Source organism: Ectopseudomonas composti (assembly GCF_900115475.1).
Taxonomy (GTDB): domain Bacteria; phylum Pseudomonadota; class Gammaproteobacteria; order Pseudomonadales; family Pseudomonadaceae; genus Aquipseudomonas; species Aquipseudomonas composti.
Window position 1 is genome coordinate 158,854 of sequence record NZ_FOWP01000002.1, and the last position, 17,129, is coordinate 175,982.

Genomic DNA, 17,129 nt, shown 5'->3' on the forward strand with positions numbered 1-17,129 from the left:
CGAAACCTTGCCTGCACGGCCCTTGTCGTCGTGCGACGAACTGGACTGTCCCATGAAAAAAATCCTGCTGACGCTGCTTTGTCTCAGCGTGATCGGTTGCTCCAAGCCCCGCGAGCCCGAGAAAACCGTCGACGTGTTGCTGATCGGCGCTGGCGTGATGAGCGCCACCCTCGGCACCTACCTCCACGAGCTACAGCCGGACTGGAGCATCGAGATCTACGAGCGCCTCGACCGCGTCGCCGGCGAGAGCTCCAACGGCTGGAACAATGCCGGCACCGGCCACTCTGCCTTCTGCGAGCTGAACTACACGCCGGAAACCGCCGACGGCGGCATCGACATCAGCAAGGCGATCGCGATCAATGAGTCGTTCGAGATCTCCAAGCAGTTCTGGGCCACCCAGGTCGAGCGCGAAGTGCTGAGCAAGCCCAAGAGCTTCATCAACATCACTCCGCACATGAGCTTCGTCTGGGGCGACGACAACGTCGAGTACCTGCGCAAGCGCCACGCTGCGTTGCAGCACAGCAACCTGTTCCGCGGCATGGAGTTCACCGAGGATCACGCGCAGATCGCCCAGTGGGTACCGCTGATCATGCAAGGCCGCGATTCGCAGCAGAAGGTCGCCGCGACTCGCATGGCCATCGGCACCGACGTCAACTTCGGCGAGATCACCCGCCAGTTGATCGACTCGCTGATCGGTAAGCAGCAAGCCAGCCTGCATCTGGAGCACGAAGTTCGCGACCTGCAGCGCAACGATGACGGCACCTGGCGCGTGACCGTGGCCGATCTGGCCAAGGGCGGCGCCGAGCAGAGCATCAATGCGCGCTTCGTCTTCATCGGCGCCGGTGGTGGCGCGCTCAAGCTGCTGCAGAAGTCCGGCATCGAAGAAGCCGAAGGCTACGCCGGCTTCCCGGTCGGCGGCCAGTTCCTGATGACGCGTAACCCGGACATCGTTGCCCAGCACCTGGCCAAGGTTTATGGCAAGGCGTCGGTCGGCTCGCCGCCCATGTCCGTGCCGCACCTGGACACCCGCGTGATCGACGGTGAGAACGTGCTGCTGTTCGGCCCGTTCGCCACCTTCTCCACCAAGTTCCTCAAGAATGGCTCGCTGCTCGACATGTTCAGCAGCATGACCACCGACAACTTCATGCCGATGGTCAACGCCGGTATGGACAACTGGTCGCTGAGCACTTACCTGATGGGCCAGCTGATGCTCAGCCAGGAAGACCGCATGGCCTCGCTGCGCGAGTACTTCCCGGATGCACAGGATGCCGACTGGGAGCTGATCACCGCTGGCCAGCGCGTGCAGATCATCAAGAAGGATGCCGAGAAGGGCGGTGTACTGCAGTTCGGTACCGAGGTAGTGACCTCTGCTGACGGCAGCATCAGTGCGCTGCTGGGCGCCTCGCCGGGTGCCTCCACTGCCGCGCCAATCATGCTGCACCTGATCGAGAAAGCCTTCGCCAACAAGGTCGCCACCGCCGAGTGGCAAGCGCGTTTGAAGGACATCATCCCGTCCTACGGGCAGAAGCTGAACGACGACCTGGCGCTGACCAACCGCATTCGTCAGTGGAGCAGCGAGCGTCTTGAGCTGCAGCACATCGAAGTGGCGCCGGACGTGGAAATGGCCGCCGAGCCCGAGCCGGCTGCCGTGACCCTGTAAGCGTTTGACGCAATACAAGAACCCGCCCCGCGTGATGCGCAGGGCGGGTTTTTTATTGGGCCGTTGACATTCGTGAGCTGAATCTTTCGTGGCTGAAGCGCAATGCCGCCCAGTCACTCCTACGGGACGGATGCAGACCCGTAGGAGCGGCTTCAGCCGCGATGTTTTTTTGTCCGCGCCAATGCATCCACGTGTCGTAGCCCGGATGCAATCCGGGGCTGTTCGAGCACCTGGTAAAGCTGTCGCGGCTAAAGCCCCTCCCACAGATCCCGCCGTGCCTGTGGGAGGGGCTTTAGCCGCGACAAGGTATGGGGCGCTTTCCCCGGATTGCATCCGGGCTACTCACCGGTTATCGCCCGCAAGCGTGCTCCTACGGGACGTGGCGTGTTCTGTAGGAGCCGGCGAGCCTGAAGATCACGCTGACAATCATCCCTCGAGATGATGCCGGGCAATCATTCGGTGAGGGTCATCAGAATATCGGCATACCAGGTGCAGTTAAGGCCCAGGGCTTCGTCCTGATCCTCATCGCGATCACCCAGCAGGCGCGTCGAGTGGATGCCCAGCAGATGCCAGGGCAGTTCGCCGTTGCCGCTGGCCCGCTTGACCACCGGCGCACCGCTGATGCCGCGATGGGTGCGGCCGTCGGTGAGGAAGTAGCCCAGCCCCTGAACACGCAGGCCGAAAGACGACGCCAGCCCGGCCTGCCGCGCCACCGGCATGCGGTGCAGGGTGTCCTGAAAACCCAGCGGGAAGCCCACCACCAGCAGCGCCGAGCCGATTTCAACATCTTCGTCAGGCTGCAGCAGGTGTTGCGGGGTAAAGGCCTGGTAAGCGCCGTTGTTGGGAAGCGCGGCCTGATCCAGCTCGATCACCGCCACGTCGATCTCGCCCGCGCCATCCATGCCCTGACGCCAGAGGTGCTGGTCGCCGTCATACAGCGGGATGGAAAAGCTGACGGTACTGGCGAGGTTGCTCGCGTCGGTGTGCAGCTCGATCTGCAGACTGTCCGGCTGATGACCACTCGGCTCGTCGAGCACCACGTGGCGACTGGTCACCAGAAACAGCCGACCCTCGCGGCGGAAGAAGAAACCACTGGCATTGGTCAGTATCTGCCCCGCGGCCAGGGTGGTGATGCGTGCAGCGCTCAACATCAAGGAATCGATCATGGCCAGGGCCTCCTGCCGGTGTGTGGTCTATCACTGACTGCCAAACCCGTGACAGGTTCGGCTGCTCGCATTGAGCCTCCGCCAGGGTGGGTGTAAAAAGCGACAGCTACGCGCCCCGATCCACTCTAGGATGCTGACGTGACATGCGGTGTGGGGCGGTAGGGTGCGCCGTGCGCACCGGTGGCTACGGTGATTCGGAGGTGCGCACGGCCTGGGCGGCCCCGCGACACCCTACGATCATGGGAGTGTCGGTTCGTCCTCGTTGCGATCCAGCGCCACCTGGCGAATCGACAGGCGAATCTCGGCCGGCAGCACGCGTTTGGCGGCGCCTTCGGCCAGCTCGCTGAGCAGTGGGTGATGGCTGAGCTTGCCGGCTTCGTCCTGGCGCAGCACGCCCTGGTCCAGCAGGCTCTGGATGAAGTGACGGAACAGGCTCTTGTCGAAGAACTCCGGCGCGTTCAGGCCATGCAGGATCGACAGGCGCTGGGCCATGACCGTGCACAGGTCTTCCAGCTCCTCGGCGCTGATCGCGTTCTGTCCGGCGTTGAGCAGCAGGGCGATGGCCATGTAGAAGCGCTGCAGGGTCTGCGCCACCGAGCGCGACAGCAGGGTCAGCAGCACGAACTGGCGTGAGCTCGGCGCCGGGCGCACGTACACGTCGCCTTCTACCTTGAGCAAACCCTGCTCGACGAAGGCCGTCAGCCACTGGTCGATTACGCCATCCAGCTCGCTCTGCTCCCAGCGGATGAACAGCTCGGACTGCAGATAGGGATACAGCGCGCCGGCGTAGCGCAGGATCTGCTCGCGGCTGATCCGCGCGCTGCTCTGGAAGAAGCTGGCCAGCAGCGCCGGCAAGGCGAAGATGTGCAGCACGTTGTTGCGGTAGTAGGTCATCAGGACGGCGTTCTGCTCGTCCAGATAGAGAATCTTGCCCAGCGCGTCCTTCTGCTCGGCCAGCAGGTCCATGCCCTTGACGTGCTCGATCAGCGTCGCGCCGTCGCCTTCCGGCAGGGTGGTGTGCGGCGAATAGGGCACGGCGCGCAGCAGGGCCAGGTACAGGTCGAGCACACGGGCCAGGGCGCGGTCGTCCAGGGCCAGCTTGCTGGTGGACAGCAGCGCCAGGGCCACCAGGTTGACCGGGTTGATCGACGCCGCTTCGTTGAGGTGACGCGCCACGCGCTCGCCGAGGCGGTTGGTGGTGTCGTTGAGCCAGGCCGGGCGGTACTGCGGGCCCAGGTCCTGATCACGCCAGCCGGGCTGCTGCTGGTCGAGGAATTCCGCCAGCTTGATTGGCTCGCCGAAGTTCACCGAGACCTGGCCGAAACGCTGCTTGAGCGCGCCGAGCACCTTAAACAGGTCGAAGATCGACTCCTTCTTCTTGCTCGCGCCACGCAGCTCACCGAGGTAGGTGCGGCCTTCCAGCACGCGCTCGTAGCCGATGTACACCGGCACGAAGACGATTGGCAGGCGGTTGCTGCGCAGAAAGCTACGCAGGGTGATGGCCAGCATGCCGGTCTTCGGCCGCAGCATGCGCCCGGTGCGCGAGCGTCCGCCCTCGACGAAGTATTCGACCGGGAAGCCCTTGCTGAACAGGGTGTGCAGGTATTCGTTGAACACTGCGGTGTACAGCGGGTTGCCCTTGAAGGTGCGGCGCATGAAGAAGGCGCCGCCACGGCGCAGCAGGCCGCCGATCACCGGCATGTTGAGGTTGATGCCGGCGGCGATGTGCGGCGGCGTCAGGCCGTTGCGGAACAGCAGGTAGGACAGCAGCAGGTAGTCGATGTGGCTGCGGTGGCAGGGCACGTAGATCACCTCGTGGCCCTGAGCGATGTCGCGCACGCCTTCGACGTTGTGCACCTTGATGCCGTCGTAGATCTTGTTCCAGAACCAGCTCAGCACCAGTTCGAGGAAGCGGATCACCGTGTAGGTGTAGTCCGAGGCGATCTCGTTGCCATAGCGCAGCGCCTGGGCTTCGGCCTTCTCCGGGCTGATCTTCTCGCGCTCGGCCTCCTCGGCAATTGCCTGACGCACCATCGGGTCGTGCACCAAGCCTTTGACCAGGTTGCGCCGGTGCGACACGTCCGGGCCGATCACCGCCGCCTTCTGGTTGCGGAAGTGCACGCGCAGGATGCGGTGCACCATGCGCAGGGTGCGTTCCTGGCCCTTGTCCTGCTCGACCAGCTCGCGCAGGTGAATCGGCGTGGAGAACTGCACGCGAGTTTTGCGCCCGAGAATCAGGATGCTGATCAGCCGTCGCAGGCGCCCGGTCACCGCCCAGCTGTCGGCGAACAGCAGTTTCCAGGGGCTGGTCTCGCGGTCCGGCGACTGCCCCCAGAACACGCTGACCGGCACGATCTGCGCGTCGTCCACAGCATGCTGGCTGAGGGCGGTGACCACGCGATCGAGGGTCGGCGAGATACCACGCTTGTCCTGGCGGCCGAACCAGTCCGGCTCCGGCGTCAGGTAGAAGAAGGCGGCGGGCTCGATATGCTCCCCGACCGCTACCGGCAGCACCGGGCGCGGCAGGCCGGCCTTGGTGCATTCGCGGTCGACCACCGCCAGGTCGCTCACGGAGGGCTGCTGCAGCACGTAGAACACCGGCTTGCTGCGGTCGAGCCTGAGGGTGAAGGCGGACTGGTTGATGGTTTCCGAGCGTACCCAGAGGTACAGCAGGCGGCGCAGCGCGCTGAAGGCCATGCGGCGGAAGGGGGAACGGGTCATACGGACTCTTGAGCAGATAAACGAGCGGATGCTCGGGAAGGGCGCTAGTGTGCCGCAAGCCGCGTCTGGCGGGCAAAAAACTCGTGCGTCCAGGCGGCCATCCCGATCAGCATGCAGGCGGTGTATGACGAAAAAACGGTCAACGACTCAGCGCCCGTTGATCAACAGAACCGTAAAGCGGGTCTCTGGTTCCCGATCAGAATGCCGAGTCAGGCCATCCCAATGGCGCGGATCGCATCCTGACCTGCGGTTACCTTGTCGTGTGGGCCGGGCAGCGATTCGTTTCAGTCAGGTAGGGTGGGCCGGGCGGCGATCCGCTTCAGCCCACCACCTACACCAACACGTCCCCCTCATGCCAACTTCATCACCACCACGCCAGCCGCGATCACCGCGCATGCCACCAGACGAATCGGTCGCAACCTCTCCTTGAGCAACACCACCCCCAGCAGCACGGCGAACACCACGCTGGTCTCGCGCAGTGCCGAAACCAATGCCACCGGCGCTTGGGTCATGGCCCAGATGACGATGGTATAGGCGGCCATCGACATTGCCCCGCCGGCCAGGCCGCCACGCCAGTGCGGACCTAGTTGCAGGAAGGCGCGCGGCCCACGACTGATTGCCAATACCGCCGCCATCACCCCGCCATTGACGGTGAACAGCCACAGCGAATAGCTCAGCGCGTCGCCATTGTTGCGAGCGCCCATGGCGTCGCTGAGGGTGTAGCCGGCGATGAACAGCGCCGTCATCAACGCACAGAACAGCATCGCTCCTTGCGGCGCCTGGTGATGGCCGCCGCGCAGCGCCATCAGCCAGATGCCTAGTACCAAGACCAGCAGACCCAGCAACTGTAGGGTGCCGAGCCCGTCGTGCAACAGCAGCAGCGAGAGCAGGGCGACCATCAGTGGCGAGCTGCCCCGCGCAATCGGGTAGACCTGGCCCAGGTCGCCATACTGGTAGGCGCGGGCGAGGAAGAAGTTGTAGCCGATGTGCAGCAGCGCCGACAGCGCGATCCACGGCCAGGCTGATGCCTGCGGCAGCGCCACCAGCGGGAGCGCGCAGAGGGCCACCAGGCCGGCACCGATCTGAATCAGGGTGGCGGTGAGGAAACGGTCGAGACCAATTTTCAGCAGGGCGTTCCAGCCGGCATGCAGGGCAGCAGCGGCGATGACGGCGAGAAAGACCGTGGTTTCCAAAGCGAGCCTCGAAGGCGGTGGTTATTGAAGAGGTCGAGCAGCGTATACCGCTCGGCTTGATGTGGCTGGGGCGCGGTGTCGGTCGTCAGTCTGCCGCAAGCTCGATTCTCGGGCAAAACGCATTACCACCTGATGGCAACACAGTGGCGCAACAGTGCCTATGATTCAACGCATGGCGGTGGATCAAGCCCCGCGACGCTGAACGCAAGGGCACCTGCCCTCAACAACTAGAAGACAGCCCACCTCTGAATGGCCTGGAGAATAAGGCGATGACTGCGCCCAGACTGCCGATTGACGCGCATGATACCGTCGCTCGACGTCCTCGAATCGCAACCCCCTTGAACCTGCTGCTCGTTCTGGCGAGCGTGTTCATTGCCGTCGTCTGGCTGATCACCCTGCAGCGCGTCGCCTTCGAGCGTGAGCAGACGCTGGCTGCGGAAATGGAAGCCAACTCCAGCCTGGCCATCGCCTTCGAGCAGCAGGTGTTCCGCGCGCTGAAGGCAGCCGAGCAGGTGGCGGCGTTCGTGCGCGAGCAGTACCGCCGGCAGGGTGACGCCATCGACCTACGGCGTTGGGTCGAGGAGGGCGTGATCCGCGAAGAGATGTTCACCATCGTCAGCGTGGTGGACGAGCAGGGCGATATCGTCAGCAGTAGCCAGAATACCGGCCCGGTCAACTACGCCGACCGCGAGTTCTTCAAGGCGCAGCGCGATGCCCGTATCGATCATCTGTTCATCAATCAGCCGGTACTCGGGCGGGTGTCCGGGCGCTGGCTGATCCCCATGTCGCTGCGTATCGAGCACGAGGACGGTAGCTTCGCCGGGGTGGTGGTGATGGCTGTCAGCCCAGAGGACGTCACGCATTTCTTTAAGCAGGTCGACCTGGGCCCGCAAGGGCTATTGGAGCTCGCCGGCCTTGACGGCGTGGTGCGTGCGCGCAAGGTCGGTGCCCGCAGCGAGTTTGGCCTGCGTGCCGAGTCGCTGGCCTGGTTCCAACGGCAAAAGCTGCACAGCGCCGATGATTTCTACGACAGTGGCGAAGCGGGAGACGGCGTCGCCCGTATCGTCAGCTACCGCACCATGGCCGACTACCCGCTGATGGTTACCGTGGCCACGGCCTACGACGAGGAGATGGCCACCACTTTGCAGCGACGCTACAGCTACCTGATGGCAGCGGTCGGGGTCACCCTGGTGGTCATGCTCTTGGTTGGTCTGCTGGCGCTGATGCTGGTTCGCCAGCGCTCGGCTACCGAGGCCTTGCAAGGCAGTGAAGCGCTGTTTCGTGCCACCTTTCACCAGGCGGCCATGGGCATCGTCCACATCAGCCCCGAGGGCCGGATTTTGCGGGTCAACGAGAAGTTCGCGCGGATGCTGGGGCGTCCGGCCGAGGCGCTGCAGGGTGGCAACATTTTCGACCTGTGCGACCCCGACGTGGCCAGTGCAGCCCGCCGCTTTCTGAACCAGCAACTGGTCAGCGAGGTGCGGGCACTTTCTCCGGAGATCGAGAAAACCTACCGCCGCGAGGATGGTTCGCTGCTCTGGGTGTGCGAAGCCTTGAGCGTCGTGCGCAATCGCCAGGGGCATCCGGAGTTTCTGGTGCTGGTGGCGCAGGACGTCACCGAGCGCAAGCACCTGGAGGCACGCCTTTGTCATGACGCCGAGCATGATGCCCTCACGGGATTGGCCAATCGTGTTAGGTTCCACCAGCGGCTCGATCAGGCACTGGCGTCGGTGCACGTCCAGGGGGAGTTATGCGCCGTGCTCTATATCGATCTCGACGGTTTCAAGGCGATCAACGACCGCCACGGTCACGCGGTGGGCGATAGCCTGCTGCAGATGGCCGCCAGGCGGCTCGAAGGCTGTGTACGCAGTACGGACACGGTCGCGCGCTTTGGCGGCGACGAATTCGGCATCGTCCTCGCCAAGCTGCACAGCAGCCAGGATTGTGAGCACGTGGCACTCAAGGTTCTTGATGTGCTGGCCAAGCCGTTCGATCTGGACGGCTGTGTGGTGCGGATATCAGCGAGTGTGGGCGCCGCTCTGTTTCCACTGCACGGTGAAAACGGCCAGGATTTACTGAAGTACGCGGACCAGGCCATGTACGCGGCCAAGCATGCCGGCAAGAACCGCTTTCACTGCTTTGGCGGATAAGGGAGGGCGACGGCAGAGACAACGAGGGCTTTCGGAGGCGAAGCTGCGCCCAGCAGTTTTGCTTTGACGCTATGCTCTCCTTCGCTCGCACCCACAAGGACTTAAACGCTGATGGACTTCATTGCACGCAATTTCAGATGGCTGATGCTGTTATCCGGCGCTCTCACGGTGACCATGTTCTACGGTCTGTTTGCCCCGCAGGCAGCGCTGCAGGCGATGTTTGGCGCGTCCTTTGATGGGCCACTGCAGTCTTTGCTCATTCGCAGTTGGTCGGCGCTGGTCGGGTTGATGGGTGTGCTGCTGATCTATGGCGCGCTGAGCCCGAAAAATCGGGTCTTTTGCGCGGTCATCGCAGCGTTGAGCAAGGCCATATTTGTGTTGCTGTTGCTGCTTTATGGCCAGGATTATCTGAGTAAGGCCGCTCCTGCCATTGCTCTGGATCTGTTGGTGATCGCCGTTACGCTGCTGTTCCTGCTGGCCGTGCAAAAGCGGCATCACGTTTGAGGCGAGCCACCATGCGAATGGTCAGGCATATCCTCTGGCTGGACTGCATGGCCGCTGCGGTCGCAGGTGTTGTGGTCCTGCTGTTCGCCCCTTGGTTGAACGATTGGTATAGCTTGCCGCGCGAGCTTCTCAGCTTCATCGGCGCGGTCAATATCGCCTACGCCTGCTATTCCTTTTCGCTGGCGGTCCGCGTGCGGCGCTCCGAAACGCTGATCAAGCTGCTGGCATTGGCCAACGGATTCTGGGCGTTGGTATGCCTGGGTATCGCTGCGACCTTCGCCCCGGTCATCACGCTACCGGGGCTTTGCCATGTGCTCGGCGAGGCAGCTTTCGTCGGAGGCCTGGGCATGCTGGAGTGGAAATGGCGCAGGCAGTTGCGGGTGGCCGGCGAACGCGGCACTTCAATACCGTCTCTCGTGGACCAGTAGTCGTCTGTGCAGGGCTTCACGCGAAGCGCCTGCGCAAGGTGTGAGCACCGGGTTCGTCAGTCGCATTGGAGGCGTGCACAGGCACATTCAGTGGACGGTGCTCATGCTCTGGTGCAGCTTGGCAAGGTCGCTCCACTCCGGGTCTTCATAGAAGTTGATTTCGATGGGGTAGGCCGGATGATCGCTCAGCGCCTGGTTCAAATTGGCCATGAACGCCTCACGGTCCGCGATGTAATAGACAAACTCCTTCAGGCCGTTGCCGGTCGCCGTGTAGGCGTCCAGGTAGACCGAGCCATTGCCTCCTATCGTCTCTAATCCGTCCTCGAGCCTGATCATTTCTTTGTTGATCCGGGCCGGTGGTAAACCGTTGTTTTGCGCTGCCTCGTATTTCCAGGAGATGACGGTAAGCCACGGCATCGTGTGCTGGATGTTCAAGGGTGGCGCGTCGGCGATGAATTTATAGATGATCGGCTTGCCTTCGATCGTTGCTTTGGCGACTGACCAGATACGTTCTGTAGGTGCCATGGAAGATGCTCCGGCTAAGTAAAGAGGGCGACTCTGATGTGGGTTTCGGCCATGCCAATGATGTGAAGTGGCGCGTTTTCTCCCGAGGCAGTCTGCAGAGATGCTTGAGCGTGACATTCAGCTTCTTGTAGCAATCCAGTGTCTGTGGGGCGTTTTCGCCCAGCTGTCTGGCGAAGATGTCACAGGCGATCGTCAGATGCTCATGGGCCTGCCGGTACGGCATGGAGATGATCATGGTTGCCATGGGCGATGCCGATATTGAGGTGTTCGGCTGGGTAGTGGCGTTCGTCCATTGCCAGCGCTTTGTGCAGTGGTGTGATCCCCTGCTGAAACTGGCCATCGAACATGTCTCGTGACTCAGATAGGCGAGAGATAGCTTGTGTAGATAATCATCGGTTCTTTCGAGGGTGTAGTGCTTGATCATCTTGCTCAGCGCCTCGTCGGCTGAAACCCATTGAGGTAACAGGCAGAGTTGTCACGACAAACGCGACAGGGGCCAGGGAGAAACGCGACATGGATGACGGTAAGCCCAAGCTGCTGGATCAACTGCGCCAGCAGATTCGATTCAGAAACTATTCCATCCGCACCAAAGCTGTCTACGCCGACTGGGCAAAAACGCTATATCCGCTTTTATCACTATCGGCATCCGGCTGAGATGGGCACTGTCTACGTTTTCGCGATGGCTTCGCTGAGTGCACGCCATTGGCGACGGTGTGACGAGAAGACGCTCGATGAGCAAGCAGGGTGGGCAGCATTGGCTGGCGCTTGGCGAGCGTGAAGGTTCAACGCCGGGTAAGTAAGTGCGCGCAGTGACCGGGCATATCGAACGGCGCCTGATCAGGTGCAGTGGCTGACGAAGAAGTTGCGCGATCTGTCAGTCAAAAGCTCGTAAAACAAGCTGTAACATGCATATCTTCTGGGTTCTTGGCGGTTTTGAAAAAGTGCTTTTCAGTCACGATCCATGCTTTATACTCGGCCTTCGGCTGCAGCAAGAACGCGAATCACTTGACCTGCTCCATGCTCGATTGCCAGGGGTGGTGAACGCTGAGAGGAACGTTTTTTACCGAGCCGTCAAAGCGCCTTCGGGATAATAAAAACATAGCGAGTTTGGAGAAGTTGGTAATGGCAGATCGTGAGATGGGAACCGTCAAATGGTTCAATGATTCCAAGGGTTACGGGTTCATTCAGCGCGAAAGCGGCCCAGACGTATTCGTTCACTACCGCGCCATCCGCGGTGACGGCCACCGCACTCTGGCCGAAGGTCAGAAGGTCGAGTTCGGCGTGACCCAGGGCCAGAAAGGCCTGCAGGCGGAAGACGTCTCCGCGGTCTGAATGCCAAACTCGTGATTCAACAAGGCCCGTCGATGACGGGCCTTGTTGTTTGTAGGGGGCTGTACTTCGTAGGGCGGGTGAAACCCGCCGAAGGGCGTGGTGGGTTGCACGGATAGCTCCCCTATTCCATTCACCGGGGGCACGCCTGGGGATGCTCTGAAATAGCCGTCATTCCCGCGCAGTCGGGACAGCAGCTTTATCGCTGAACAGCGCTTGCGCTGGCCCGAAGGAGAATAATCCACAACCCCGCAGCACCTGGACTCCCGCCTTCGCGGGAGTGACGGTGTGGGGGGGCAGGGTTTCCCCAGTGGAATGGGACTGGGCGAGGGTAGAAAGCGCTGCGAGACTGCCGGCTTTCCCTCTCCAGGGGGGAGGGTATTGATCGTGTTCGATATTTCCCCGGATTGCATCCGGGCTACGGGGTGTCGACTTAAAGGCTCGTAGCGCGAGGCTTCTGACCCTCTCCCGCCCTTCGGGAACCCCTCTCCGCGCTCCGGCCTGATCGCTTCGCGATCAGGCGCTCATCGGCGCAGGAAGCGATGCTTCCAAAACGCGCCTCTACGCCCCATAAATGGGAGAGGGTCAGCAGATGGCAGCGAAGCGGCTGCTTTTATTCAGTACGCCAGACGATCTCGGTTTCGCCGTCGGCATCGATCTTGATCCAGCGATCGGCTTCTTCATCGCTCTCGTCTTCGACCCAGGTGCCCGGTGCACAGCGAACCTGTACGCCGAGTGCGGCATGGGCGGCGCGGGCGCAGGCGAGGTCGTCGTCCCAGGGCGTGACGTCACTTTCCAGGTAGAGGCTGTGCCATTTGCCCACGGCTTTAGGTAGCCAGGTCACCGCTATGTCGCCGGCCTTGCATTTGAAGGTCTGGCCTTTCTGCTGCCAGTCACTGCACGGGCCAAGTGCCTCACCCAGCCACTGCGCCACGGCATCGCGTTCGGCGTCTTTCAGGTAGATCTCGATATCGGGTTGGCGCATGGCATTCAGTCCTGATCTTTGACGATCCAATCGTAGCGGATGGCGATGGTAACTTCGAAGGGCTCAGCGATTACCGCTTCGCGGCGTTCGGCGCTGGCGCGCCAGCCGTGCGGGGTCATGGCCAGCAGGTCGGCACGCGCCTGGGCATCGCTCAGGTGCAGCGAAAACTCCAGGGTTTCGCTATGGGCCAGGCGCATGCCCGCGGGGATCAGTGCCAGGTGCTTCTCGTCGTCGTAGTCGCGTACTTCGTCGTACAGCTGCTGGCGCAGTTCCATCAAATGCACGCGGGTTGGTCCCATGCGCAGCAGGCCGCCGCCAGGAGCGAGCAGGCGTTTGGTCTCGCTCCAGTCGAGTGGGCTGAAGACGCTGGCCAGCAACTCGCAACTGGCGTCACTCAGGGGCACACGGGCCATGCTCGCCACCAGCCAATTCAGTTGCGCAGCGCGCTTGCAGGCTCGTTTGACCGCCTCGCGGGAGATGTCCAGGGCGTAGCCGTCGGCGGCGGGCAGGGCGCGGGCGATCTGCTCGGTGTAATAACCCTCGCCGCAGCCGATATCCAGCCAGCGCGCGGGCCTGTACTCGGTCGCGAGTGAGGCTAGTCGCGAGGCCAGCGGTGCGTAGTGTCCACCGTCGAGAAAGCGCCGACGGGCCTCGACCATGGCGGCGTTGTCGCCGGGGTCGCGGCTGTTCTTGTGCTGCACCGGCAGCAGGTTGTAGTAGCCCTGCCGTGCCCGGTCGAAACTGTGGCGGTTCGCGCAGGCCAGGCCATTGTCGTTGGGCTCGAGCGGCGCTTGGCAGATGGGGCAGATCAGGCTCATGCCAGCAATTTCACCATGGTCTGGTAGTAAACCTCGGTGAGCAGGTCGAGATCGCTGGCCAGCACACGCTCGTTGATCTGGTGGATGGTGGCGTTGACCGGGCCGAGTTCGACCACCTGGGTACCCAGGGTGGCGATGAAGCGGCCATCGGAGGTGCCGCCGGAAGTCGACGGTGTGGTTTCGCGACCGGTGACGCCCTTGATACTGGCGGCCACGGCGTCCAGCAGGTCGCCCGGCTGGGTGAGGAAGGGCAGGCCGGACAGTGCCCACTCCAGGTGGTAATCCAGGCCATGCTTGTCGAGGATCGCGGCGACACGCTGCTGCAGGTCCTCGACCGTGGATTCGGTGGAGAAGCGGAAGTTGAACACCGCTTTCAGTTCACCGGGGATGACGTTGGTGGCGCCAGTGCCGGAGTTGAGGTTGGACACCTGGAAGCTGGTCGGCGGGAAGTAGTCGTTGCCATGATCCCAATGCTCGGCTGCCAGCTCGGCCAGCGCCGGGGCTGCCAGGTGAATCGGGTTCTTCGCCAGGTGTGGGTAGGCCACGTGGCCCTGTTTGCCATACACGGTGAGGGTGCAGCCGAGCGAGCCGCGGCGGCCGTTCTTGACCATATCACCGAGCAGGGTGGTGCTCGACGGTTCGCCGACGATGCACCAGTCGAGGCGCTCGTTACGTTCGCGCAGGCGCTCAACCACAGCCTTGGTGCCGTGCTGCGCCGGACCTTCTTCGTCGCTGGTGATGAGGAAGGTGATAGCGCCCTTGTGCTTCGGATGGTCGGCGACGAAGCGTTCAACGGCGATGATCATGCTCGCCAGGCTGCCTTTCATGTCGGCTGCACCACGGCCGCAGAGCATGCCGTCTTCATCCACGCGTACGTCGAATGGCTGGTACTGCCAGGCATCCAGCGGGCCGGTGGGCACCACGTCGGTGTGACCGGCAAAGCACAGCACCGGGCCGTCACCACCACGTTTGGCCCAGAAGTTCTCCACCTCTTCGATGCGCATGTGCTCAACCTCGAAGCCGCAGGCGGCCAGGCGACGCATCATCAGCTCCTGGCAGCCTTCATCGACCGGGGTCACGGATGGGCGGCGAATCAGGTCGAAGGCGAGTTCCAGGGTCGGGGTGAGGGTGACGGTCATTGCGGCTCCGGTACGACGGCTAGCGTGAAGGCTGGCCATCTTAAAGCAAAAGTCGTTACCGATCAGGTGATAAGGCGCGCCGTACGGCGCATTCAGCGTAAACGCAGGTCACTGCGACTGGCCGACGGCTGACCTGTTCGACAGGCTTGGGTGGGCAGGGTGCTATCTCTATAATGCGCGCCTTCCTGCAGGGGGTGTGATGGGTACTGACGATCAGCGATTTGGCGGCATAGCCCGGCTTTACGGCCAGGAGGGCTATCAGCGACTGGCTGCAGCGCACGTGGCAGTGGTCGGTATCGGCGGTGTCGGCTCCTGGGCGGCTGAGGCGCTGGCGCGTTCTGGCGTCGGCGAGATCTCCCTGTTCGACCTGGATGACGTCTGCATCACCAACACCAATCGCCAGGTGCACGCCGTCGAAGGCGCGGTGGGCAAGGCCAAGGTCGATGAGATGGCCGCGCGTATTCGCGCCATCAATCCCGCCTGCGTGGTGCACGCCGTGGCGGATTTCGTCACCCGCGAAACCATGGCCGAGTACATCACCGAGCAGCTCGACGGCGTGATCGATTGCATCGACAGCGTGCCGGCCAAGGCCGCGCTGATCGCCTGGTGCAAGCGACGCAAGATTCAGATCGTCACTACCGGTGGCGCGGGTGGTCAGGTCGACCCGACGCAGATTCAGGTCACCGATCTGAACAAGACCTTCAATGACCCGCTGGCGGCCAAGGTGCGTTCGATGCTGCGTCGCGATTACGGCTTCTCTCGCACGCCAGGCCGCACCTACAGCGTGCCCTGCGTGTTTTCCACCGAGCAACTGCGCTATCCCAAGCCGGACGGCACGGTTTGCCAGGCCAAGGGGTTCGTTGGCGAGGGCGTGCGCCTCGACTGCGCGGGTGGCTTCGGTGCGGTGATGATGGTAACCGCCAGCTTCGGCATGGCTGCTGCGGCCAAATTGGTGGACAAGCTGGTGGCCGGGGTTCGGCGGCCGGCGGAGCGTCTGCCCAAGGGTTGAAAAATCCCCGCAGGCGCTGGGCTTGTCTATGCTGGGGCGAAGGAGAAGTTGTCGTAGCGGACAGGGATACGTCGGAGATGATTCGTATCAGAGGTGATTTGTGTCGTACCTGTTTTATAGCGTCGCGCTGAGACGACGCTGGGCACGGATGCTCGCCTTCCTGACATTGCCGGCTTTGCTGGTGATCCTGGGGCCGGTGCAGGCCGAGCCGCAAAAGTTGCGTATTGGAACCGGCGACTGGGCGCCCTATGTCGATCATGAGCGCAGCGACGGCGGCGCGCTGGCGCGGCTGATCAGTGCGGTGTTCGCCGAGGCGGGCTACGAGGTCGAATACATCTTCCACCCCTGGGACCGCAACGTGCTGATGCTGCAGCAGGGCCAGTTGCACGCGATCATGCCCTACAGCTGCACGCCCAGTCGGCTCAACTACGGCATTTGTAGCGACACTTTGGTACGTGGCGAGATCGTTCTGTTCCATCGTCGCGACCAGGCGTTCGACTGGACCACGGTCGAGGATCTGCTGAACTACCGCATCGGCACCACCCTGGGGTATTCCTACGGCCCGGCGTTCGACGAAGCGCTGCAGGCGGGACGCCTGGACGTGCAGCAGAGCGGCAAGGAAGACACCAGCTTTCGCCTGCTGGAACTGGGGCGTGTCGACCTGCACCCACAGGACAGGGCGGTGGGCTATGCCATGCTGCGCCGCTTGTTTCCGAAAGATGGCGGCAACATCATTCATCATCCGCGTCAGCTAAATACCGAGCCTCTGCGGCTGTTGTTCCGCAAGGATGACCCCGAAAGTGTCATGCTGTTGCGCATGTTCAATGCCGGTCTGCGCGAGTTCGCCAAGCGTGGTGATCTACAGCGACTGCAACAGGCACTCAACACCGGTGATGCCGATGACTGGAAACCCAGTCAGTCATCTCCAGTCGCGCGGGATTGAGCGGCACCCTTCGAATTTCTGTTCTCAAGAGTCTTTTGCATGCTCAATAACGATGTACTGCGCAGCTTGCGTTATCTGCTGGACGTCAGCGATGGCAAGCTGGAAGAGTTTTGCCTGTTGGCGGATTATCCCGTCGAGCCAGGTTTGCTCTCGGCTTGCCTGCTGCACGAGGAGGAGCCTGGCTACCGCCCTTGCAACGGTGTCCTGCTGGCTCACGTGCTCGAAGGCCTGGTGTTCTACAAGCGCGGCAAGGACGACAGCCGGCCGCGCCTGCCGGTGGAAAAACGCCTGAGTAACAACCTGATCCTGAAGAAGCTGCGCGTTGCCTTCGAGCTGCGTGACGACGATATCCAGGTGATTCTGCAATTGGCTGACCTGCCGATGACCAAGACCGAGCTCAGCGCTCTGTTTCGCGCGCCGGGTCACAAGCATTTTCGCGAGTGTGGCGACCAGATTCTGCGCAATTTTCTGCGGGGGCTGACGTTGCGCGAGCGGGGCTGAGCCCCCGCTGCACATTGCCTAGGGATGTTCTGAAAAACCACTTTTCGTCACTCCCGCG

The 17,129-nt window shown here is 62.5% G+C and carries 17 protein-coding genes; 10 read left to right on the top strand and 7 right to left on the bottom strand.

Going from position 1 to position 17,129, the window contains the following annotated elements; translation table 11 throughout:
* Positions 1 to 52 precede the first annotated feature (52 nt).
* A complete protein-coding gene (locus tag BM059_RS04410) occupies positions 53 to 1,660 on the top strand; it encodes a malate:quinone oxidoreductase (RefSeq protein WP_036998597.1) in 1,608 nt (535 codons plus the stop codon).
* Between the two features lie 452 nt (positions 1,661 to 2,112).
* On the opposite strand, the gene BM059_RS04415 is transcribed toward BM059_RS04410, so the two are convergent.
* The 3 genes from BM059_RS04415 to BM059_RS04425 form a co-directional block, all read right to left on the bottom strand.
* On the bottom strand, positions 2,113 to 2,826 hold the full coding sequence (locus tag BM059_RS04415; RefSeq protein WP_074936993.1) for a S1 family peptidase: 714 nt from the start codon (positions 2,824 to 2,826) through the stop codon (positions 2,113 to 2,115).
* Between the two features lie 237 nt (positions 2,827 to 3,063).
* On the bottom strand, positions 3,064 to 5,547 hold the full coding sequence (plsB, locus tag BM059_RS04420; protein WP_074936995.1) for a glycerol-3-phosphate 1-O-acyltransferase PlsB: 2,484 nt from the start codon (positions 5,545 to 5,547) through the stop codon (positions 3,064 to 3,066).
* 350 nt (positions 5,548 to 5,897) lie between these two features.
* Entirely contained in the window at positions 5,898 to 6,740 is an 843-nt protein-coding gene (locus BM059_RS04425; protein WP_036998591.1) for an EamA family transporter, read from the bottom strand.
* A gap of 338 nt (positions 6,741 to 7,078) precedes the next feature.
* Between BM059_RS04425 and BM059_RS04430 the strand changes: the two genes are divergently transcribed.
* From BM059_RS04430 to BM059_RS04440, 3 genes are all read left to right on the top strand, one after another.
* Positions 7,079 to 8,890, top strand: coding sequence for a bifunctional diguanylate cyclase/phosphodiesterase (locus tag BM059_RS04430; protein WP_074936997.1), 1,812 nt, complete (start codon positions 7,079 to 7,081; stop codon positions 8,888 to 8,890).
* A 111-nt stretch (positions 8,891 to 9,001) separates the two neighbouring features.
* Positions 9,002 to 9,394, top strand: a complete 393-nt coding sequence (locus tag BM059_RS04435; protein WP_074936999.1) for a hypothetical protein — start codon at positions 9,002 to 9,004, stop codon at positions 9,392 to 9,394.
* A gap of 47 nt (positions 9,395 to 9,441) precedes the next feature.
* On the top strand, positions 9,442 to 9,822 hold the full coding sequence (locus BM059_RS04440; RefSeq protein WP_244154378.1) for a hypothetical protein: 381 nt from the start codon (positions 9,442 to 9,444) through the stop codon (positions 9,820 to 9,822).
* 87 nt (positions 9,823 to 9,909) lie between these two features.
* Here the strand turns inward: BM059_RS04440 and BM059_RS04445 are convergent, their stop codons facing one another.
* Positions 9,910 to 10,347, bottom strand: a complete 438-nt coding sequence (locus tag BM059_RS04445) for a DUF695 domain-containing protein (RefSeq protein ID WP_036998583.1) — start codon at positions 10,345 to 10,347, stop codon at positions 9,910 to 9,912.
* 233 nt (positions 10,348 to 10,580) lie between these two features.
* Between BM059_RS04445 and BM059_RS25710 the strand changes: the two genes are divergently transcribed.
* From BM059_RS25710 to BM059_RS04455, 3 genes are all read left to right on the top strand, one after another.
* Positions 10,581 to 10,703 (top strand): hypothetical protein, encoded by a 123-nt coding sequence (locus tag BM059_RS25710; RefSeq protein ID WP_279626467.1) that lies wholly within the window; start codon positions 10,581 to 10,583, stop codon positions 10,701 to 10,703.
* Positions 10,704 to 10,860: 157 nt separating this feature from the next.
* Positions 10,861 to 11,001: a hypothetical protein gene (locus BM059_RS04450; RefSeq protein ID WP_244154379.1), complete on the top strand. Its 141-nt coding sequence runs from the start codon at positions 10,861 to 10,863 to the stop codon at positions 10,999 to 11,001.
* A 468-nt stretch (positions 11,002 to 11,469) separates the two neighbouring features.
* Complete coding sequence (locus tag BM059_RS04455; RefSeq protein ID WP_074937003.1) at positions 11,470 to 11,679, top strand: cold-shock protein; 210 nt, start codon at positions 11,470 to 11,472, stop codon at positions 11,677 to 11,679.
* 610 nt (positions 11,680 to 12,289) lie between these two features.
* Here the strand turns inward: BM059_RS04455 and BM059_RS04460 are convergent.
* From BM059_RS04460 to dapE, 3 genes are read right to left on the bottom strand one after another with little or no spacing between them, the layout of a single operon-like run.
* Positions 12,290 to 12,661, bottom strand: a complete 372-nt coding sequence (locus BM059_RS04460; RefSeq protein ID WP_074937004.1) for a hypothetical protein — start codon at positions 12,659 to 12,661, stop codon at positions 12,290 to 12,292.
* Positions 12,662 to 12,666: 5 nt separating this feature from the next.
* Positions 12,667 to 13,479: a putative RNA methyltransferase gene (locus BM059_RS04465; protein ID WP_074937006.1), complete on the bottom strand. Its 813-nt coding sequence runs from the start codon at positions 13,477 to 13,479 to the stop codon at positions 12,667 to 12,669.
* Entirely contained in the window at positions 13,476 to 14,618 is a 1,143-nt protein-coding gene (dapE, locus tag BM059_RS04470) for a succinyl-diaminopimelate desuccinylase (protein WP_074937008.1), read from the bottom strand. The genes BM059_RS04465 and dapE overlap by 4 nt, the downstream gene beginning before the upstream one ends.
* A 199-nt stretch (positions 14,619 to 14,817) precedes the next feature.
* On the opposite strand from dapE, the gene tcdA reads away from it, so the two are divergent.
* The 3 genes from tcdA to BM059_RS04485 all read left to right on the top strand — a co-directional run bounded on the left by tcdA (position 14,818) and on the right by BM059_RS04485 (position 17,071).
* The gene (gene tcdA, locus BM059_RS04475; protein WP_074937010.1) at positions 14,818 to 15,627 is read left to right on the top strand and encodes a tRNA cyclic N6-threonylcarbamoyladenosine(37) synthase TcdA; all 810 of its coding nucleotides are present in this window, start codon (positions 14,818 to 14,820) and stop codon (positions 15,625 to 15,627) included.
* Positions 15,628 to 15,727: 100 nt separating this feature from the next.
* Positions 15,728 to 16,570, top strand: coding sequence for a substrate-binding periplasmic protein (locus BM059_RS04480; protein WP_244154380.1), 843 nt, complete (start codon positions 15,728 to 15,730; stop codon positions 16,568 to 16,570).
* A 39-nt stretch (positions 16,571 to 16,609) separates the two neighbouring features.
* The gene (locus BM059_RS04485) at positions 16,610 to 17,071 is read left to right on the top strand and encodes a YehS family protein (RefSeq protein ID WP_074937012.1); all 462 of its coding nucleotides are present in this window, start codon (positions 16,610 to 16,612) and stop codon (positions 17,069 to 17,071) included.
* The last annotated feature ends 58 nt before the right edge of the window (positions 17,072 to 17,129 follow it).